At 71.4% G+C, this 17736-nt stretch carries 19 protein-coding genes; 13 read left to right on the top strand and 6 right to left on the bottom strand.

Annotation, left to right across the window (positions count from 1 at the left end; all coding sequences use genetic code 11):
* Positions 1-234: 234 nt before the first annotated feature.
* Positions 235-621, bottom strand: a complete 387-nt coding sequence (locus IO36_RS04160; protein WP_037616098.1) for a VOC family protein — start codon at positions 619-621, stop codon at positions 235-237.
* Between the two features lie 125 nt (positions 622-746).
* On the opposite strand from IO36_RS04160, the gene IO36_RS04155 reads away from it, so the two are divergent.
* The gene (locus IO36_RS04155; RefSeq protein WP_037616097.1) at positions 747-1289 is read left to right on the top strand and encodes a GNAT family N-acetyltransferase; all 543 of its coding nucleotides are present in this window, start codon (positions 747-749) and stop codon (positions 1287-1289) included.
* Positions 1290-1405: 116 nt separating this feature from the next.
* On the opposite strand, the gene IO36_RS04150 is transcribed toward IO36_RS04155, so the two are convergent.
* Complete coding sequence (locus tag IO36_RS04150) at positions 1406-2089, bottom strand: glycerophosphodiester phosphodiesterase (RefSeq protein WP_037616094.1); 684 nt, start codon at positions 2087-2089, stop codon at positions 1406-1408.
* Between the two features lie 381 nt (positions 2090-2470).
* Here IO36_RS04150 and IO36_RS04145 point away from each other — a divergent pair, with 381 nt between their 5' ends.
* From IO36_RS04145 to IO36_RS04130, 4 genes are all read left to right on the top strand, one after another.
* Positions 2471-3868: a DUF6421 family protein gene (locus IO36_RS04145; RefSeq protein WP_037616092.1), complete on the top strand. Its 1398-nt coding sequence runs from the start codon at positions 2471-2473 to the stop codon at positions 3866-3868.
* A gap of 41 nt (positions 3869-3909) precedes the next feature.
* On the top strand, positions 3910-4665 hold the full coding sequence (locus IO36_RS04140) for an SDR family NAD(P)-dependent oxidoreductase (protein ID WP_037616090.1): 756 nt from the start codon (positions 3910-3912) through the stop codon (positions 4663-4665).
* On the top strand, positions 4662-5735 hold the full coding sequence (locus IO36_RS04135; protein WP_037616088.1) for a threonine aldolase family protein: 1074 nt from the start codon (positions 4662-4664) through the stop codon (positions 5733-5735). The genes IO36_RS04140 and IO36_RS04135 overlap by 4 nt, the downstream gene beginning before the upstream one ends.
* A 75-nt stretch (positions 5736-5810) precedes the next feature.
* Positions 5811-6383 carry a transglutaminase domain-containing protein gene (locus tag IO36_RS04130; RefSeq protein ID WP_037616085.1) on the top strand — a complete coding sequence of 191 codons (573 nt, stop codon included), beginning with the start codon at positions 5811-5813 and terminating at the stop codon, positions 6381-6383.
* 76 nt (positions 6384-6459) lie between these two features.
* On the opposite strand, the gene IO36_RS04125 is transcribed toward IO36_RS04130, so the two are convergent.
* Both IO36_RS04125 and IO36_RS04120 read right to left on the bottom strand, forming a co-directional pair.
* On the bottom strand, positions 6460-7188 hold the full coding sequence (locus IO36_RS04125; protein WP_037616083.1) for a lysophospholipid acyltransferase family protein: 729 nt from the start codon (positions 7186-7188) through the stop codon (positions 6460-6462).
* A 185-nt stretch (positions 7189-7373) separates the two neighbouring features.
* Positions 7374-7790 carry a DUF4395 domain-containing protein gene (locus tag IO36_RS04120; RefSeq protein WP_037616081.1) on the bottom strand — a complete coding sequence of 139 codons (417 nt, stop codon included), beginning with the start codon at positions 7788-7790 and terminating at the stop codon, positions 7374-7376.
* Positions 7791-7865: 75 nt separating this feature from the next.
* On the opposite strand from IO36_RS04120, the gene IO36_RS04115 reads away from it, so the two are divergent.
* The 4 genes from IO36_RS04115 (at position 7866) to IO36_RS04100 (ending at position 11135) form a co-directional block, all read left to right on the top strand.
* Positions 7866-8279, top strand: a complete 414-nt coding sequence (locus IO36_RS04115; protein WP_037616079.1) for a TlpA family protein disulfide reductase — start codon at positions 7866-7868, stop codon at positions 8277-8279.
* A 267-nt stretch (positions 8280-8546) separates the two neighbouring features.
* A complete protein-coding gene (locus IO36_RS04110) occupies positions 8547-9056 on the top strand; it encodes a flavin reductase family protein (protein ID WP_037616078.1) in 510 nt (169 codons plus the stop codon).
* Positions 9057-9287: 231 nt separating this feature from the next.
* Positions 9288-10073 carry an electron transfer flavoprotein subunit beta/FixA family protein gene (locus IO36_RS04105; protein ID WP_037616076.1) on the top strand — a complete coding sequence of 262 codons (786 nt, stop codon included), beginning with the start codon at positions 9288-9290 and terminating at the stop codon, positions 10071-10073.
* Between the two features lie 99 nt (positions 10074-10172).
* Positions 10173-11135, top strand: a complete 963-nt coding sequence (locus IO36_RS04100) for an electron transfer flavoprotein subunit alpha/FixB family protein (protein WP_037616075.1) — start codon at positions 10173-10175, stop codon at positions 11133-11135.
* A 167-nt stretch (positions 11136-11302) separates the two neighbouring features.
* Here the strand turns inward: IO36_RS04100 and IO36_RS04095 are convergent, their stop codons facing one another.
* A complete protein-coding gene (locus IO36_RS04095; protein WP_037616073.1) occupies positions 11303-12199 on the bottom strand; it encodes an endonuclease/exonuclease/phosphatase family protein in 897 nt (298 codons plus the stop codon).
* 215 nt (positions 12200-12414) lie between these two features.
* On the opposite strand from IO36_RS04095, the gene IO36_RS04090 reads away from it, so the two are divergent.
* Positions 12415-13719 carry a DUF6986 family protein gene (locus tag IO36_RS04090; RefSeq protein ID WP_037616067.1) on the top strand — a complete coding sequence of 435 codons (1305 nt, stop codon included), beginning with the start codon at positions 12415-12417 and terminating at the stop codon, positions 13717-13719.
* A gap of 43 nt (positions 13720-13762) precedes the next feature.
* Here IO36_RS04090 and IO36_RS04085 read toward each other — a convergent pair whose 3' ends face one another.
* Positions 13763-14845 (bottom strand): LacI family DNA-binding transcriptional regulator, encoded by a 1083-nt coding sequence (locus tag IO36_RS04085; protein WP_209441150.1) that lies wholly within the window; start codon positions 14843-14845, stop codon positions 13763-13765.
* Between the two features lie 238 nt (positions 14846-15083).
* On the opposite strand from IO36_RS04085, the gene IO36_RS04080 reads away from it, so the two are divergent.
* The 3 genes from IO36_RS04080 (at position 15084) to IO36_RS04070 (ending at position 17672) form a co-directional block, all read left to right on the top strand.
* Positions 15084-16040, top strand: a complete 957-nt coding sequence (locus IO36_RS04080; RefSeq protein ID WP_037616227.1) for an ROK family protein — start codon at positions 15084-15086, stop codon at positions 16038-16040.
* 261 nt (positions 16041-16301) lie between these two features.
* Positions 16302-16499 (top strand): hypothetical protein, encoded by a 198-nt coding sequence (locus tag IO36_RS04075; protein WP_037616064.1) that lies wholly within the window; start codon positions 16302-16304, stop codon positions 16497-16499.
* Between the two features lie 132 nt (positions 16500-16631).
* A complete protein-coding gene (locus IO36_RS04070; RefSeq protein ID WP_037616225.1) occupies positions 16632-17672 on the top strand; it encodes an NUDIX hydrolase in 1041 nt (346 codons plus the stop codon).
* Positions 17673-17736 lie beyond the last annotated feature (64 nt).

Genomic DNA, 17736 nt, shown 5'->3' with positions numbered 1-17736 from the left:
GTCCTGGGGTGGAAATCCCACGCCCGGCACGGCCCGTTGAACGGGGAACCCACCCGAAGGCCCAGCCGGTCACCACCGGCAGCCAGGCGGGAATCCCCGTCCTTTAGGGCGGGGGAGGATGTCAAGACGTTCCTTCCGCAGCGCGAGAGAGTCGGTGAACCCCCTCAGCACGCTAAGCCCGCGGCGGGGCACCGGCCATCCGGACGCCGGGTTCCGGGCTCCGGTCGGAGGGGGTCAGGGCCGGTGGCGCAGCGGATGGTCGGCCGGGACCTCGACGACCACGATCTCCGTGCCGTCCGGGTCGGCGATCCACATCTCGATCAGTCCCCACGGCTCGCGGACCGGCTCGCGCACGATCTCCACCCCGGCGGCGGCCAGTTCCTCGTGGGCGGCCGTCGCGTCCGGGACCTGGAGCCACAGTTTCAGGGCGGGGGAGGGCGGGGTCTCGGACCGTCCGGCGACCTCCAGGAAACCGCCGCCGAGGAAGTACACGGTCCCGCGCCCGGGCCCCGTACCGAACTCCCGGTAGACGGCCAGGCCGAGCTGTTCCCCGTAGAAGACGCGCGATCGCTCCGGGTCGGTCGGACGCAGAAGGGTCCGGCTGCTCAGTACATGCACCATGCGCCCGGAGCCTAAGGGCTGTCCCCGCCCGATCCCGGCCGGAACACGGGGAGCGCCCGGCCGGAACACGCGGAGCGTTACGCTCGGGCGTGCCCAGCCGCGCCACTGATCGGAGAACCGCTCCCATGGAAACCGCCGCCGCCACCGGACTGACGTTCCGCGACGCCGTCGACAGCGATGTGGAGGGTTTGGTCGCGCTGATCGAGTCGGCGTACCGGGGCGACTCCAGCCGCGCCGGCTGGACCACGGAGGCGGACATCCTCGAAGGGCAGCGGACCGATCCCGAGGGGGTCCGCGCGGTCGTCGAGTCGCCCGACAGCCGGCTCCTGACCGTGGAGCGCGACGGAGTGCTCGTCGCCTGCTGCCAGCTGGAGCACCGCGGCGACCACGCCTACTTCGGCATGTTCGCGGTCAGCCCCGCGCTCCAGGGCGGCGGGCTCGGCAAGCTGATCATCGCCGAGGCGGAGCGGACGGCCCGCGCGACGTGGGGTGTCGCGGAGATGCACATGACCGTGATCTCCGTGCGCGAGGACCTCATCGCCTGGTACGAGCGGCGCGGCTACAGCCGTACGGGCAAGATGACCCCGTTCCCGTACGGCGACGAGCGCTTCGGCATCCCCCAGCGCGACGACCTGAGCTTCGAACTCCTGGTCAAGCCGCTCGTCTAGGCCTTCGCGCACGGAGGCGCACACGTCGGCGGCTCCGCGTCGACCCCGCCTCCGGGCCGCCCGGCGCGTCCTCGCCGGGCGGTCCGTGGGTGTCGCGTCGGGGCGCGGAGCCCCGGCTACGCCGTGAAGCGGCCGGTGCGCTTGATCTCCGGGTAGTCGGTCGTGGCGCCGTCCAGCTGCAGGGCGCGCACCAGCCGGAGCTGGTCCTGGGTGTTCACCACCCAGCCGATGATCTTCAGATCGGCCTTGCGTGCCTCCTCGACGACCTCCAGGCTCAGCCTGCGGATGTTGAGGCACACCGTCGCGGCGCCGGCCTCGACGGCGCGGTCGACCACGTCGGTGCCGTAGCGGCTGGCGATCAGCGCGGTGCGCACCCCCGGCACCAGCCGGGCGATCTCGGCGACCGCCTCGTCGTGGAACGACGACACCTCGACCCGCCCGACGAGATCCTTGCGGTGCATCACCTCGGCCAGCGCCCTGGCCGCCGCGACGTCCTTGATCTCGGCCTGCAGGGGCGTCCTGACCGCCTCCAGGACCTCCTCGAACACGGGGACGCGCTCACCGCGCCCCGCGTCCAGCGCGCGCAGCTCCGCGAGCGTCTTGTCGGCGATCGGCCCCGTGCCGTCGGTCGTACGGTCCACGTCGGCGTCGTGCATGACGACGAGCGCGCCGTCCTTGCTCAGATGCAGATCGAGTTCGATGAGGTCGAGGCCCGCGTTCTGGGCGGCGGTGAAGGAACGGAGGGTGTTCTCGGGCTCGACGCCCATCACTCCGCGGTGACCGATGGTGAGGAAGTTCAAGACGTGACTCGCTTCCGTCGACGGCGGCTCGGCTCGCGCGTGGTTCCGGCGGGGCGGCCACGCGCCAGGCCGCAGCCTAATGGCCTGGCTGTTCTGTGTACCCGTTCCGGCGCCGTGCAATGGGAGTGTCGGATTCACACGGCGCGCCGTGGATGCCGGGCGCCCGCCCGCTCCCTCGTGGCGCCCCGCCGCCGCGGACCCGTCGAGTCCCGCACCGTTCGGAGGGCTGTGGCGCATGTCATCGCATAGAAGGCGTCAGACAGGAAAAAGAGCGGTGAAGGCGGGGGGTGCGCAGGATAATCTCCCGGGTTCCCTCTTGCGAAACGGAACCTCCGATACATACGGTGTCCATACGCGAGGTTTTCCTGTGGAGGATGGGACATGACGGAAGTTCTTGTGCAGGTGGGTACGGAGGAGCACGGTTCCTCCGTGGCCAGGGTCGTGGAGCACCAGGCATGGCCCGTGCTCAAGGCTGCCGTGGAGGAGATCCGCCCCTGGCAGTCGAAGGACGGATCGATCGACTTCACCGCGGATGGCGCTCCCGCCGTCGCCGACGTCGAGGCCGTCGTGCAGCGCGTGACCGAGGCGATAGACACGCTCTCCCCGCTGCTGCCGCACGACGTGGCGTACCACGAGGCGCTCGTGAAGGACCTGCGCCGCTGGGCCGACGGCGGCTTCGAGGTCCCCGACTTCCTCGACTCGCTGCTGGCCTTCCAGCCCGCCGCGAACCGCGAGGACGGCCTCCAGCACCTGGTCGTCTTCCCGATGTACACCCAGAACGGCAACCTGGACCGCAATCTCGAAGCGGTCGTGCTGCGCATGGTGTGGCCCGAGTGGCTGGCCGAGCTGGAGCGCACGCGCTACGACAACCCGCTGTTCTGCGGCATCACCTTCGAGGACTTCACCGCCGGGTACGACACCCACTCGGCCGTCCTCTTCCCGGAGACGATCGCCGTGCGCGAGGCGCCCGAGCGCTTCTCCTGGGGTGGCATCTTCTGTGACCGCGAGGCCGCCCGCTTCCGCGCCGTCACCGAGGCCTCCGTCGACATCCTCGGCCTCGAACTGCCCGAGGACATCGCCGCGATGGTCACCGACCAGGAGCGCTGCGAGAAGGCCTTCGTGCTCTGGGACATGGTCCACGACCGCACCCACAGCCACGGCGACCTGCCGTTCGACCCCTTCATGATCAAGCAGCGCCAGCCGTTCTGGATGTACGGCCTGGAGGAGCTGCGCTGCGACCTCACCGCCTTCAAGGAGGCCGTGAAGCTGGAGTCCGAGGGCAACGAGCACGGCCGCGACGTGCAGTACGCCGTCCTCTTCGACCGGATGTTCCGCTTCCCCGTCTCCGGTGACCGCAACCGCAACTACGACGGTCTCGGTGGCCAGCTGCTCTTCGCCTACCTGCACAAGCACGACGTCGTCCGCTGGACCGACAACAAGCTGCACATCGACTGGCAGCGCGCCCCGCAGGTCACCAACGAGCTGTGCTCCGAGATCGAGGAGCTCTACCGCGCGGGCATCGACCGCCCCAAGCTCGTCCACTGGTTCAAGGCCTACGAGCTGGTCTCCACCTACCTCGCCCCGCACCCGGGCTCCCGCTGGGCCAAGGGCCCGGACGCGCTCGACCTGACGCAGCCGCCGCGCAAGCTCGTGGACGACGTGCTTCCGGACGAGTTTCCCCTGAGCATGTTCTATGAGGCGCTCTCCAAGAAGCTGAAGAATGTGATCGCCTCCACCAAGGGCATCACCGCGGCCGGCTCCGAGCGGGTCGCCGCGTGACCGACCGCGGTAGCGAGAACATTGCTCAGGAGGCGAAGACCATGGGGAACGGGGCTCTCAGCGGTGCGGTGATCGCGGTGGCGGGTGCGGGCGGACCCGCCGGCCGCGCGGCGCTGCTCCGGCTCGCCGAGGCGGGCGCGACCGTCATCGGAGCGGACAACGACGCCGAGCGGCTGGCGGAGGCCGTGGACGCGGCCCGTTACGCCCACGGCGGCTCCACCGTCGTCGGCGACACCGTCGACCTGCTGGACCTGCAGTCCACCCGTGACTGGGCGGCGCGCATCCAGAAGGACTTCGGCCGGGTGGACGGGCTCGTCCACCTCGTCGGCGGCTGGCGCGGCAGCGAGACGTTCACGAAGACGGTCCTGGACGACTGGGACCTGCTCGAACTGCTGCTGATCCGCACGGTGCAGCACACCACGCTCGCCTTCCACGAGGCGCTCCAGGCGAGCGACCGCGGCCGGTACGTGCTGATCAGCGCCGCGGGCGCGAGCAACCCCACCGCGGGCAACGCCGCCTACTCCGCGGCCAAGGCCGCCGCCGAGGCGTGGACCCTGGCCATGGGGGACTACTTCCGCAAGGCCGGGATCGCCGAAGGCGCCGACGGCGCGACCTCCGCCGCCGCCATCCTGGTGGTGAAGGCGTTGGTCCATGACGCGATGCGCGCCGAGCGGCCGAACGCGAAGTTCGCGGGCTTCACGGACGTCACGGAACTCGCCGAGTCCATCGTCGGAGTCTGGGACAAGCCCGCCGCCGAAGTGAACGGAAAGCGCCTGTGGCTGACCGAGAAGCCGTGAACCCTCAGAAGACCGACGCCCGGCGTCACCACGACCCGGCCGTCCGCGGCTTCGCCAGCGACAACTACGCGGGGGCCCACCCCGAGGTGCTCGCCGCCCTGGCCCTGGCCAACGGCGGGCACCAGGTCGCGTACGGCGAGGACGACTACACGGACAACTTGCAGGGGATCATCCGCAGTCACTTCGGGGGCGGCGCGGAGGCCTTCCCGGTCTTCAACGGCACCGGCGCGAACGTGGTCGCGCTCCAGGCGGTCACCGACCGCTGGGGCGCGGTGATCTGCGCGGAGAGCGCGCACATCAACGTCGACGAGGGCGGCGCCCCCGAGCGCATGGGCGGCCTCAAGCTGCTCACCGTGCCCACGCCCGACGGCAAGCTCACGCCCGAGCTGATCGACCGGCAGGCGTACGGCTGGGACGACGAGCACCGTGCGATGCCGCAGGTCGTCTCGATCACCCAGAGCACCGAGCTGGGCACGCTGTACACGCCGGCGGAGATCCGCGCGATCTGCGACCACGCCCACGCGCACGGCATGAAGGTGCACCTGGACGGTTCCCGGATATCCAACGCGGCCGCCTCCCTGGACGTCCCGATGCGGACGTTCACCAACGCGGTCGGCGTCGACATCCTGTCGCTGGGCGGCACGAAGAACGGCGCGCTGTTCGGCGAGGCCGTCGTCGTCCTGAACCAGGACGCCGTCAGCCACATGAAGCACCTGCGCAAGCTGTCGATGCAGCTCGCCTCCAAGATGCGCTTCGTCTCCGTGCAGCTGGAGGCGCTGCTGGCCAAGGACCTGTGGCTGCGCAACGCCCGGCACGCCAACGAGATGGCCCAGCGTCTGGCCGAGGGCGTCCGCGCCGTGCACGGGGTGGAGATCCTCTACCCGGTCCAGGCGAACGCGGTCTTCGCCCGGCTGCCGCACGACGTGACCGTGCGGCTCCAGGAGCGCTACCGCTTCTACTTCTGGGACGAGGCCGCGGGCGACGTCCGCTGGATGTGCGCCTTCGACACCACCGAGGACGACGTCGACGGGTTCGTGGCGGCGCTCAAGGAAGAGATGGCCCAGCAGTAGCAGTCGATGCATAAATATGCGGCCACTCGAAAAGTCATTGACGCTCGGGTGGTCGCATACTTATGCTCTACGGGCATGGAGCTGATCCAGAAATCGAGCGACCTGTCCGCCTACCTGGCCGCCGACGATGTAGTCGACCACTATCATCCGCGCGTCCGCGAGACCGCCGCCCGGCTCGCCAGGGACTCCGTCGACTCGTATGACTATGCACGCTCGGCGTTCGAGTTCGTACGGGACACCATCCCGCACTCGGCCGATTCCGGGGATCCCCGGGTCACGTGGCGGGCCTCCGACGTCCTGGAGCAGCGCACCGGGATCTGCCACGCCAAGGCCCACGCGCTGGCCGCGCTCCTGCGGGCGGAGGACATCCCCACGGCGTTCTGCTACCAGAAGTTCGAGGTGCTCCACGGTCTGGTCGCCCTACGCCTCGACGGCGCCTGGCACCGGCAGGACCCCCGGGGCAACAAGCCCGGTGTCGACGCCCGCTTCTCCCTGGACGGAGAACGGCTCGCCTTCACGCCCGACCCGGACCTCGACGAGCTGGACTATCCGGGGCTGTACGCCGAACCGCACCCGGCCGTGGTCGGCGCCATGAAGGCCGCCCCGGGCCGCGTCTCCCTGCTGCGGACGCTTCCCCTCGCGCTGTGAGGCGACGCGCGCCGGGTGGCGACGCGCCCCGGTGAGGCGAAGGGAAGCGGTCCGTGCCGACGGTTCGGGGAAGGGGTCAGCGGGCCTCGGCCGCGCGCACTTCTTCGGGGGTCGGCGCGGTGCCGCCGAGGTGGGCGGGCATCCACCAGGTGTCCTCGGGCCCCTTGGGGCGGACGGGATAGGCGCGCTGCGCCGACTCCAGCAGCTCCTGGACCCGCCCGCGCAGCCGCCGGGTGATGGCGCCCGCGTACTGGTCCTTCGGGGCCTCCACCGGCTCGCCGACCCGGATGGTGATCGGGGTGTGGCTGCGCTTGAAGTTGCGCGGGTGTCCCTTGGTCCACAGCCGCTGCGTACCCCACAGGGCCATCGGGATCAGCGGCACGCCGGCCTCCTGCGCCATGCGCGCGGCACCGGACTTGAAGCTCTTCAGTGTGAACGACTGCGAGATGGTCGCCTCGGGGAAGACGCCGACGATCTCACCGGAGCGCAGCGACTCCAGCGCGTGCTGGTACGCCGTCTCGCCCTGGGCGCGGTCCACCGGGATGTGCTTCATGCCCCGCATCAGCGGACCGGAGATCTTGTGCCGGAAGACCGACTCCTTCGCCATGAAGCGCACCAGGCGCTTCTGCGGCAGGGCGGCCAGGCCGTCGAAGATGAAGTCCAGGTAGCTGATGTGATTGCTGACCAGCACGGCACCGCCCGAGCGCGGAATGTTCTCCGATCCCTTGCAGTCGATCTTGAGGTCCCACGCCTTGAACAGTGTCTGGGCGAGGCCGACGACGGGACGGTAGACAAGCTCTGCCATGGACGGGGTGGACCCTTCTCTCTGCCTGGGAAGGGTGCCCCCGGCGGGAAAGTTACGCTGCCGTAGGTTTACGGCGATGCGCAGATCGTGCCCGAAGAACGGATGGGTGGCCAGTCCTGGTGCCGTGGAACGGCGAGATCCTCGTCACGTCGTCCCCTTGATCCACCTGGAGCTTTAACGCGCCTTTACTTTGCGCGAACCGTCACACGCCGTACGACCAGGTACATCTCGCAACCGAGGCAGTACCCGAACGCAGCATTGAGAAACGCCGCCGCGAGCGCGCACGCGGTCGCCGCCGATCCCAGCCATTGCGGGCCGGCGGTCCAGCCGATCAGGCCCACCACCGCGAACGCGAGGCCGACCGCCTGCGCGAACCGCGGCGGCTCGGGTGCCTCGAACTCCGTCGGCGGGCCGAGCCGCGGCCGGACCGCCTTCCGGAAGAGCCAGCCGTACGGCGAGCGCGCCACCCCGCCCGCCGCGCCCAGGGCGAACGCCAGCGTCTGCCACGCCAGCAGCCAGACGCTCCCGGTGATCAGCGCGATAGCCAGTACGACGGTCGTCACCACCGCCCCGAACCGCGGGCCTCTTGTGTCGATGTCCATGAATCAAGCATTCCGTATGGACGGGGCGGATCGGTCCCGGGAATCTTTGCGGTCTCGTGAACGCTGCTGAAGTCGATGAACGGTCTCGTGGTGTGTCTGGCTGTGCTCGCGGCGGCGAGTGTGTACGGAGTGCTGCACCGGCGGCGGAGCGGGAGGGTGCGGGTGAGCGGGCGCGACGGCGGACGGCGGCTCGGAGCGGCGGAGCTGGGGCAGGCCCTCGGGGAACGGGCCACGCTCGTGCAGTTCTCCAGTGCCTTCTGCGCCCCCTGCCGGGCCACGCGGCGCGTGCTGGGCGAGGTGGCCGCCCTGGTCGGCGGCGTGTCCCACGTGGAGATCGACGCCGAGGACCACCTGGACCTCGTCCGCGACCTCGGCATCCTCAAGACACCCACGGTGCTCGTGCTCGACGCCGGCGGCCGGATCGTGCGCCGGGCCACCGGCCAGCCGCGCAAGGCGGACGTGATCGCGGCACTGGGCGAGGCTGTCTGACCCGGTGACAGGAGGGGGCGTGCGGGTGGTGGCGATCATGGTGAGCCATCTCCCACATGCGCGTACGCCCTTGACTGTGCCCGCCGCCTCTCGTCAGCCTGACCGTATGTCACCGCACAGCCTTCTCCCCGAGCTCGCCGACACGGACCCGCCCCGCGCCGCCGGCGCGTGCGGTCCGGGCTGTTGACCGGCCAAGGACCGTCTCCCGCTCCCGGTTCCGCCCGTGCGGCCGGAACCCCACGTCGGCTCTCGCAGAAGGACAGCTCCATGACGGCCACCCCCGGCCTCGGCACCCCACGGCCCGCCTCGCCGGATCTGCTGCGCTCGGTGTTCCGGCGGCACGCCGCCGGTGTGGCCGTGATCACCGCTCCCGGTGCCCGCGGTCCCGTCGGGTTCACCGCCACCTCGCTCACCTCGGTCTCGGCCGAGCCCCCGGTCGTCTCGTTCGGCATCGGCACGGGTGCCTCCAGCTGGCCCGCGATATCCACGTCCGGCCATGTCGGCGTCCATGTGCTCGGCGAGCACCAGCAGGAGCTGGCCGCGACCTTCGCCCGCAGCGGCGCCGACCGCTTCGGCGAGCCCACCCGTTGGCGTAAGGGCCCCGAGGAAGTTCCCCTGCTCGACGACGTGCTCGCCTGGCTGGTGTGCCGTGTCGTGGCGCGCGTCCCCGCGGGCGACCACCGCATCGTCCTGGCGGAGGTCGTGCTGGGCGATCACTCGGGCGTCGGGGGCCCGCTGCTCTACCACCAGGGCCGGTTCAACGGTCTGCGTGACTGAACCCGCAGGCCGGGGGCATCCGGTTTGCTACTCGCCGGTTCTACTCACCGGTTACACAGCGTTGCGAAGGTCACAGTCCAAAGCGCTTGCTTAGTGTGCGTCCTGTGGGTGTACTGGTGAGTAATATTTCGTTCGGAGCGCGGGCCGCCCCGACCGGGATCGGCCGCTTCAGGCGCCTATGCTGCCTGAAAGAAGGCAGCCCAGAAATGACGATGCAGTAGGAGAGCCGGCGTGAGCTTGAGGATCGTTGTCACTGTGAAGTACGTGCCCGACGCCACTGGCGACCGGCACTTCGCCGATGACCTGACCGTCGACCGTGACGACGTGGACGGCCTGCTGTCCGAACTCGACGAGTACGCCGTCGAGCAGGCGCTGCAGATCGCCGAGAACGCGGACGACGCCGAGATCACCGTGCTGACCGTCGGCCCCGAGGACGCCAAGGACGCGCTGCGCAAGGCGCTGTCCATGGGTGCCGACAAGGCCATCCACGTCGAGGACGACGACCTGCACGGCACCGACGCAGTCGGCACCTCGCTGGTGCTGGCCAAGGCGATCGAGAAGGCCGGCTTCGACCTGGTCGTCTCCGGCATGGCCTCCACCGACGGCACCGCGGGCATCGTCCCGGCGCTGCTGGCCGAGCGCCTCGGTGTCCCGCAGGTCACCCTGCTCTCCGAGGTCTCCGTCGAGGACGGCGTGGTCAAGGGCCGCCGCGACGGCGACACCGCCTCCGAGCAGCTGGAGGCCTCCCTTCCCGCGGTCGTGTCGGTGACCGACCAGTCGGGCGAGGCGCGTTACCCGTCCTTCAAGGGCATCATGGCGGCGAAGAAGAAGCCGGTGCAGTCCTGGGACCTGTCCGACCTCGACCTCGAGGCGGAAGAGGTCGGCCTCGAGGGCGCCTGGACCACGGTCGACTCCGCCGCGGAGCGTCCGGCGCGCACCGCCGGCACGATCGTCAAGGACGAGGGCGAGGGCGGCAAGCAGCTCGCTGAGTTCCTCGCGGGCCAGAAGTTCATCTAGTCGCCGGTGGTCCGGGGCTTTCCCCCGGACCGTCTCCGCGGCCAAGGCCCACCCCGCTCACCGCCCCTCAGACTTCGCAATCCGCAGGAGTGCATTCCCATGGCTGAAGTTCTCGTCTACGTCGACCACGTGGACGGTGCCGTCCGCAAGCCCACCCTCGAACTGCTGACGCTGGCCCGCCGCATCGGCGAGCCCGTCGCCGTCGCCCTCGGCTCCGGTGCCGAGAACACCGCCGCCGCGCTCGCCGAGCACGGTGCGGTGAAGGTCCTCACGCACGACGCCGCCGAGTACGCGGACTACCTCGTCGTGCCGAAGGTCGACGCCCTCCAGGCCGCGTACGACGCCGTCTCCCCGGCCGCCGTGCTCGTCCCGTCCTCCGCCGAGGGCAAGGAGATCGCGGCCCGCCTCGCGGTCCGCATCGGCTCGGGCATCATCACCGACGCCACCGACCTGGAGGCCGGTGACGAGGGTCCGGTGGCCACGCAGTCCGCGTTCGCCGCCTCCTTCACCACCAAGTCCCGTGTCTCCAAGGGCACCCCGGTCATCACGGTCAAGCCGAACTCGGCCGCCGTGGAGGCCGCCCCGGCCGCCGGCGCCGTCGAGGCCCTCGCGGTCACCTTCTCCGACAAGGCCACCGGCACCAAGGTCACCGCCCGCACCCCGCGCGAGTCGACCGGCCGTCCGGAGCTGACCGAGGCCGCGATCGTCGTCTCCGGCGGCCGTGGCGTCAACGGCGCCGAGAACTTCTCGATCATCGAGAACCTCGCCGACTCGCTCGGTGCCGCCGTGGGCGCCTCGCGCGCCGCGGTCGACGCCGGCTGGTACCCGCACACCAACCAGGTCGGCCAGACCGGCAAGTCGGTCTCGCCGCAGCTCTACATCGCCTCCGGCATCTCCGGCGCCATCCAGCACCGCGCCGGCATGCAGACGTCGAAGACGATCGTGGCGATCAACAAGGACGCCGAGGCGCCGATCTTCGACCTGGTCGACTACGGAGTGGTCGGCGACCTCTTCGACGTCGTCCCGCAGCTCACCGAGGAGATCAAGACCCGCAAGGGCTGATCCCCGAACGCTGAGGAGGGCCCCCGCGACCGCACCGGTCGCGGGGGCCCTCGTCCGTTCCGGCTCCCGGTCCGTTCCGGCTCCCGGGGCCGGTCCGTCGGGGCTCCTGGTCTGTTCCGGTTCCGATTCCGGTGCGTCCCGGCTCCCGGCCCGGGCGGGGAGCTCGTTCATCCCAGGGTCAGCGAGGCCCGTACCGGCAGATGGTCGCTCGGGAACCGGCCGTGCAGCGAGAAGGTGTCGATCGAGGCCCGGCGCGCCTCGACACCGGGTCCCGCGAGGATCCAGTCGATGCGGTCGCCGTCCGGCGTCAGCGGGGCGTAGCCGTGGAAGGTCGCGTAGGACGCGCTCCGCGAGGCGGCCGTGTCCCAGGTGTCGGTGAGCCCGGCGCCCAGCAGGATGTCGTAGACCTCGTTGCGGTGCGCCGCGGCGTTGAAGTCGCCGGTCACCAGGTACGGCAGCGACGGATCGAACGCCGCGACCCGCTCGGCGATGAGCGAGGCGGCCCGGGTCCGCGCGTACTGGCTCGCGTGGTCCAGATGCGTGTTGAGGACGTGGAACCGCCGTCCGCCGTCCGCCAGATCGCGGAAGCGGACCCAGGTCGCGACCCGCGGGAACATGGCTCCCCAGGTGTTGGAGCCGACGACCCGGGGCGTGTCCGAGAGCCAGAACGTGTCGTGGGCCAGCGGAGCCAGCCGCCGGGTGTCGTAGAAGACCGCCACGGACTCGTCGTCGCTGCCGCCCTCCCTGCCGGTGCCGATCCACGCGTAGTGCGGGGCCAGGTCGGCCTCGATGTCGAGCAGTTGCCGGTAGAGGCCCTCCTGGGTGCCGAGGACGTGGGGCGACGTACGGCGCAGGAGCTCGCGCATCACCGGACGGCGCGCCGCCCAGCTGTTGGGTTCCTCGGTGCTCGCGAAGCGCAGGTTGTAGGTCATGACGTCGAGCCGGGGACGGGGGCGCCGGGTGGCGACGGCCGCTTGGGCGGTGGTGAGCAGCGGCAGGGCGACGGCGGCGGCCACCGCGTTTCGCAGCCCCGTACGCCGGGTCATTCTGCTGGAATCGGGCACGCGTGCTCCTTCGGTCGCGAGGCGGGACGGGACGCGCACCCACTGGAGGGGAAGGGACCCGGAGAGCCTGCCCACTCCGGCCGGAACGGGCGTGAACTCCACGAAGCCGCGGAATGTCCCGCGGCCCACGGGGGTGTTGACCCGCGGGAAGCTCGCCGGATAGCGTCATTCAACAAATTGTTGATTCCATGCGGCGGAAAACGGGAGGGTCTCGGATGGGCCAGGGTCACAAGGAGAAGGTGGCGACGAGCCTCTCGGGCGCCGTCGTCGAAGCGGTCGGCGCCTCCCTCGCCCCCGTCGACGCCGAACTGGAGCGCCTCTACCCAGGAGACCCCGGCACCCGGCAGCCCGTCCACACCGTGTACGTGCCCGCGGACGCGTTCGCCGCCGACACCGTCCGCGTCTGGGGCGACCGGGCCCTCGCGGCCCTCGACGAACACGCCCCCGACGCCGCGTCCTTCGCCGCCGTCCTGGGCCTCGCCGACGAACTCGCCGGACCTGTCCACGACCGCGTACGGGCCAAGCTGGAGCGCGAACCCGTCGAGGACCTGCGCGTCGACTTCGAGGACGGCTACGGCCCGCGCCCCGACGCCGAGGAGGACGCCGCGGCGGCCCGCGCGGCCCGGCTCGTCGCCGAGGCGTACGCGAACGGGACAGCCGCCCCGTACATGGGCATCCGCATGAAGTGCATGGAGGCCCCGGTCCGCGACCGGGGCATCCGCACCCTCGACATCTTCCTGACCGGCCTGATGGAGGCGGGCGGTCTGCCCGGCGGACTCGTCCTCACCCTGCCCAAGGTGACCTACCCGCAGCAGGTCACCGCCATGGTCAGGCTGCTGGAGGAGTTCGAGAAGTCCACCGGCCTGGAGCCGGGCCGCCTCGGCTTCGAGATCCAGATCGAGACCAGCCAGGCGATCCTCGCCGCCGACGGCACCGCCACCGTCGCCCGTCTGATCCAGGCCGCCGAGGGCCGCGCCACGGGACTCCACTACGGCACCTTCGACTACAGCGCCTGCCTCGGCGTCTCCGCCGCCCACCAGGCCGGCGACCACCCCGCCGCCGACCACGCCAAGGCCGTCATGCAGGTCGCGGCCGCCGGCACCGGCGTACGCCTCTCCGACGGCTCCACCAACGTCCTGCCCGTCGGCCCCACCGGGAAGGTCCACGACGCCTGGCGACTGCACTACGGCCTCACCCGCCGCGCCCTGGCCCGCGCCTACTACCAGGGCTGGGACATGCACCCGGCCCATCTGCCGACCCGCTACGCGGCCGTCTTCGCCTTCTACCGCGAGGGCTACGAACAGGCGGCGGCCCGCCTCTCCCGCTACGCCGGCCACGCCCCCGGCGACGTCCTGGACGAGCCCGCCACCGCCAAGGCCCTCAGCGGCTACCTCCTGCGCGGCCTGGACTGCGGAGCCCTGGCCCCGTCGGAGGTGTCCCGCACCTCGGGCCTGACCCGCCACGAACTGGAAAACTTCGCCCGGCCACGCAGGGGGGACCTGACGGCGTCGGGCCAGTAGCGGGGCGCCCGGAACGGAGATCCGCCCGCCGCCCCGCGCGGACTCAGGAGGACGGCGGCAGTTCTCCCGAGCCGCGGGTGATCAGGCGGGTCGGGAGTTCGATGCGTTCCGGGGCTATGAGGTTGCCGTCCAGCTGGCGGAAGAGGCGTTCGGCGGCGGTGCGGCCGAGGGCGGCGGCGTCCTGGGCGACGACGGTGACCCCGGGCTCCAGGAGGTCGGCGAGCTCGATGTCGTCGAAGCCCACGAGGGCGACGGGGCGGCCGCACTCGGCGATGACCCGCACGACGGTCACCGTGACGCGGTTGTTGCCCGCGAAGACCGCGGTGACCGGCGAGGGGCCGGAGAGCATGTCCTCGGCCGCCTTGCGCACCCGCTGCGGATCGGTGACCCCGAGGGACATCCACGCGTCCTCGACCGGTATCCCCGCGTCCTCCATCGCCGCCCGGTAGCCGCGCAGCCGCTCGGCCGCGGTGTGGATGCGGGGCATGTCGCCGATGAACCCGATCCGGCGGTGACCGTGGGCGATCAGATGGGCGACGCCGTCCCGGGCACCGCCGAAGCTGTCCGACAGCACGACGTCGGCGTCGATCCTGCCGGCCGGGCGGTCCACGAAGACCGTGGCGACGCCCGCCTTCATCTCCGGCTCCAGATAGCGGTGGTCGTCGCCCGCCGGGATCACCACCAGACCGTCCACCCGGCGCGCGCAGAGCGCGAGGACCAGTTCCTGCTCCCGGTCCGGGTCCTCCGCGCTGGACCCGTTGATCAGCAGGGCGCCGTGCGCGCGGGCCACCTCCTCGACCGCGCGGCTCAGCGGCCCGTAGAACGGGTCGGCCAGGTCCTCCAGGACCAGCCCGATGCTCGCGGTGCGGCCCTTGCGCAGCACCCGGGCGCTGTCGTTGCGGCGGAAACCCAGCGCCTCGATGGCCTCCTGGACGCGCCGCTCCGTGTCCGGGGTGACCCCGGGCTCGCTGTTGACGACACGGGACACCGTCTTGAGACCGACTCCCGCACGCGCCGCCACGTCCTTCATGGTCGGACGGTTTCCGTAGCGGTTCTCGGATCGGCGGGCGGTCTCGGCCACGATGTGCTGTCCTGTCCTGTCGTCCACGGGGATGCGTAGGTCCATGGGGTTGTATGAGGATGTGGCGTCGAGCATAGAGCCTGGACAACGTTGTCAGATGCGGGAGACACTGTCCACCGCAATCTCCGGCCTGCGTCTTCCCCAGGGCGCACGGTCCCCGTGGTCCGTCGGCGCGCCCCCGCGCCGCGTACGACGGGGCCCGGATTCGCCGGTTTCCGGCCGAAGACCCCGGACCCGCGGCGCGGCGGGCCCGTCACGACACCCCATGGGAGACCTGACTCTGATGCACACCGACCTCGTGGCCGCGCTCGACATCGGCGGCACCAAGATCGCCGGAGCGCTGGTGGACGGCCACGGCCGGATTCTCCTGCGCGCACAGCGTCCGACGCCCGCCCAGGAGGACGGGGACACCGTGATGCGCGCCGTCGAGGACGTCATCGGTGAACTGGCCGTCTCCCCGCTCTGGAGTCGGGCCGCCGCCCTGGGCATCGGCAGCGCGGGCCCGGTGGATGCCTCCGCGGGCACGGTGAGCCCCGTGAACGTCCCCGGCTGGCGCGGCTACCCGCTGGTCGAGCGCGTCCGTGAGGCCGCGGGCGGACTGCCCGTCGAGCTGATCGGTGACGGCGTCGCCATCACCGCCGCCGAGCACTGGCAGGGCGCGGCCCGTGGCCACGACAACGCGCTGTGCATGGTGGTGTCCACCGGCGTCGGCGGCGGACTCGTCCTGAACGGGCAGCTGCACGCGGGCCCCACCGGAAACGCGGGCCACATCGGACACATCAGCGTCGACCTCGACGGTGACCTCTGCCCCTGCGGTTCCCGCGGCTGCGTCGAGCGCATCGCCAGCGGCCCGAACATCGCCCGCCGCGCCCTCGACGCGGGCTGGCTGCCCGGCCCCGACGGCGACACCTCCGCCGCTGCGGTCGCCGTGGCGGCCCGCGCCGGGGACCCGGTCGCCGTGGCCTCCTTCGAGCGGGCCGCGCAGGCGCTCGCGGCCGGCATCGCGGCGACCGCGACCCTGGTCGAGATCGACATCGCCGTGATCGGCGGCGGTGTGGGCAAGGCGGGCGAGGTCCTCTTCGCACCGCTGCGCCGGGCCCTGGCCGACTACGCCACGCTGTCCTTCGTCCGGCGCCTGACCGTGGCGCCCGCGCTGATGGGCACCGACGCGGGCCTGGTCGGCGCGGCCGCGGCGGCCCTCACCCGCAGGTCGCAGACGCCGTCCACGGCTCGCGTCTGAGCCGGTGCGGATGGGCGTCTGAGCCGGTGCCGATGGAGCCCGCGTTTGGGCCGGTGCCGAGGCGGCGGCTCGGGTCCGGGCCGGTGCTGATGAGCGTCTGAGGCGGTCCCGATGGAGCCCGGGTCTGGGCGGGCGCTGATCGAGGCGACTGCCCGGCTTTGGGCCGGTGCGGATGGAGGCGACGGCTCGCATCCGAACCGGTGTCGGTGAAGGTGTGCGGTCCACCCGTGACCCCGCGCGGTCTCCGTAGTTGAACCGGGCATGAAGAAGCGCAGCATGCTCGCCCTTGCCTCCCTCGCCACCGGGTTCGTCGTCGCGGCGATCACCCCGTCCCACGCCCTGAGCGGGGACAACCTCAACGATCTGAACGTCAACGACACGCTCAGCTCGGTCGACCACACCGTCGGCACCGACAACCTGGCGATCGACGACGGCGCCCTCGGCGGCCAGAACAGCTGAAGCACCGCAGCGCCGCGCCGGTGTCCCCGCGACGGGGGCACCGGCGCCGCCGTGTGCGGGCGCCCTCATCAGCGGCTGGTTTCCGTGGCAGGGTGGAGCGGGCAAGCCTCAGGGGGCCACAGAAGAGGGGGAATCGTGATCGTCTGGATCAACGGTGCGTTCGGTGCGGGAAAGACCACCACCGCACGGGAACTGATCGAGCTGATCCCGAACAGCACGCTCTTCGACCCCGAGGTCGTCGGGGCCGCGCTCACACAACTGCTTCCCGCCAAGCACCTCGCCGAGGTCGGCGACTTCCAGGACCTGCCGATCTGGCGGCGGCTCGTGGTCGACACCGCGGCCGCCCTGCTCGCCGAGCTCGGCGGTGTCCTCGTCGTCCCCATGACCCTGCTCCGGCAGGACTACCGGGACGAGATCTTCGGCGGCCTCGCCGCGCGCCGCATCCCGGTGCGCCATGTGCTCCTCGCCCCGGCGGAAACGATCCTGCGGGAGCGAATAGCGGGTCGTGAGGTCCCTCCGGACCTGCCCGACGGCGAGATGCGGGTGCGCCAGTGGTCCTACGACCACATCGAGCCCTACCGTGCCGCGCTCTCCTGGCTCGCCGCCGACGCCCACCCCGTCGACACCAGCGCGCTCACTCCGTACGACACCGCCGTACGCGTCGCCGAAGCCGTACGCACCGGCGACGCACCCGTCTGCGACATCGTGCAGACCCCCGAACCCACCGCCGAGACGGTCGCCGCCGGAGTGCTCCTCTTCGACGACGACGACCGGGTCCTGCTCGTCGACCCCACGTACAAGGCGGGATGGGAGTTCCCCGGCGGGGTCGTGGAGGCCGGCGAGGCCCCCGCCCGCGCCGGAATGCGCGAGGTCACCGAGGAGACCGGCATCACCCTCGACGAGGTGCCCACGCTGCTCGTCGTCGACTGGGAGTCGCCCGCCGCGCGCGCCTACGGCGGACTGCGCCTCCTCTTCGACGGCGGCCGTCTCGACGAACAGGCGGTGCGGGGGCTCCTGCTCCCCGGCCCCGAACTGCGGGGCTGGCGCTTCGTCACCGAACAGGAGGCGGCCGACCTGCTGCCACCCGTACGTTTCGAACGCCTCCGCTGGGCCCTGCGGGCCCGGGAACGCGGCGCGGCCCTGTACCTGGAGGCGGGCGTACCGCTGGGCTGAACGCCCCGCCGTGGTGAACGGGCGGCCTGACAGGGCCGATGCCTCGCCCTGACGCGCGTGCCCG

This window comes from Streptomyces aureus (genome assembly GCF_000725495.1).
Classification (GTDB): domain Bacteria; phylum Actinomycetota; class Actinomycetes; order Streptomycetales; family Streptomycetaceae; genus Streptomyces; species Streptomyces aureus_B.
The sequence above is the reverse complement of the archived record's forward strand: the minus strand, read 5'-3'. Positions and strand labels throughout refer to the sequence as shown.